The organism is Pseudofrankia coriaricola (genome assembly GCF_001854805.1).
In the GTDB taxonomy this organism is placed as follows: domain Bacteria; phylum Actinomycetota; class Actinomycetes; order Frankiales; family Frankiaceae; genus Pseudofrankia.
Map to the genome: position 1 here is coordinate 1 of NZ_MBLO01000188.1, position 1,737 is coordinate 1,737.

The following is a 1,737-nucleotide window of genomic DNA, read 5'->3' on the forward strand; positions in this document are numbered from 1 at the left end:
GACCTACATCCGCCAGTTGGGCGTTGATGTTGGGGTCTTGTAGATCGTCGTAAGAGAACAGGTGCCTGCCGCGCAGGGAGAATCGGGGTTCTCACACCGAACCGACATCCCAGGCGAAAGGCACCTGACGGGTGACGACTCTACGCGGCAGCAGATCATCAGGGAAGCCCTCTGCCGGTGGTCCGGTGGTCCGGCGCGGGCGCCGTCCGCTGGTCCGGATCGGGCCGGTCGACCCGACGGTGACGGGGGCTGCGGGGCTGGTCGCGGTGACCGCGCTCGTCGACCGGCTCGACCTGGTCGGCGGACTCGACGACGGGATCGGCCGGATCAAGCGGCGCGACCGGGGGCTGACGGCCGGTCAGCTGCTCGTCGGGATGGCGGCCAGCCAGCTGGGAGGCGAGTCGTCGCTGGCTGGGCTGGACCGGTCCCGGGCGGACCGGGCAGGGACGCTGCTTGCGCCGGTGTCGTTCCCGCCGTCGCGGACCGCCGCGCGGCTCGCGGAACGGTTCGGCCCTGCCCAGCTCGCCGGGATCGAACGCGGACTGGCCGGGATCGCCGAGCGGATGATGCGCTTCCTGCCAGCACAGCGGCGTGCCGAGCTCGTGACCGGGCGCCCGACGCTGGACTGCGACGCCTCCGATGTCGAGGTCTACGGCCGTAAGAAACGCGGCGTCGCCTATACCCACGACGGCAAGCGAGCGGGCCGGCCGCTGCTGATCAGCTGGGCGCGCACCGGGCTGACCCTGGCCGCCGACCTGCTCGCCGGCAACCAGGACCCGCGTCCGTTCATCATCGCGCTCATGCACCGGGCGCTTTCGGTGCTGCCCGACGCGGTGTGCGCCCCTGCGGTCTTCCGCTGTGACAGCGGGTTCTTCTCGGCCGCGTTCATGCGCGCCGTCGTCGCCGCGGGCGGCGACTTCGCGATCTCCGCACCCCGCAACCAGGCACTCTGGCGTGCCTACGCCCAGGTCCCCGAGGACCGGTGGGTCGACGCCCGCGGCATGCGCGGCGCGCAGGTCGCCGCCTGCGACTACGCCCCGGACGGCGCCCCGCCCGGGACCTACACGATCGTGCGCCGGGTAAAGGTCACCACCGACGACGTCTCCGCCGACCCGCGCTCCCGGCGCGGGCGCACGATCGTGCCCGGCCAGCGGCAGCTGCTGCTCGACGGCATGATCGACCACAGCTGGGCGGTCAGCTTCCTCGTCACCTCGCTGTCCGCCGACGAGCCGGACGGGATCGTCGCCGTCGAGCACTGGTTCCGCGGCCGCGCCGACATCGAAACACGGATCAAGGAACACAAGCTCGGAGCCGGGCTGCGCCACCTCCCGTCCGCCGACCCGACGATCAACCAGGTCTGGATGTGGGCAGCGGTCCTCGCCGGCTGGATCTCCGCGCTGCTGCAGGCGATCAGCGGCTACGACCAGCACGCCGGCCGCGCGCACGCCGCCCGGTTCCGACACGACCTACTCCTGGTCCCCGGCCGGCTCGTCCGCCACGCCGGCCAGCTGACCCTTCGCCTGCCACCCGGCCGCGGCGACCTGCTCACCGACGCCCTCGCCGTACTGCGCGCCCCGCGCCCCGTCACCAGCTGACGGTCACCCCAGCCCGACCCGCGCACCCGTCGCACCATCCCACCCGACCGCACCGCCACTCTCCCAGCACCCAAGGACCCGGAACCGCTACCCCGGAGCGCATCCGGACCTCCCGCATCCCCGAAACAAGGAAAACCGCCCC

Annotated in this window: 1 protein-coding gene; it reads left to right on the forward strand. The window is 72.7% G+C overall.

What is annotated here, in order from left to right:
- Window positions 1-185 precede the first annotated feature (185 nt).
- The gene (locus tag BCD48_RS21585; protein ID WP_071050213.1) at window positions 186-1,595 is read left to right on the forward strand and encodes an IS1380 family transposase; all 1,410 of its coding nucleotides are present in this window, start codon (window positions 186-188) and stop codon (window positions 1,593-1,595) included.
- Window positions 1,596-1,737: the final 142 nt, after the last annotated feature.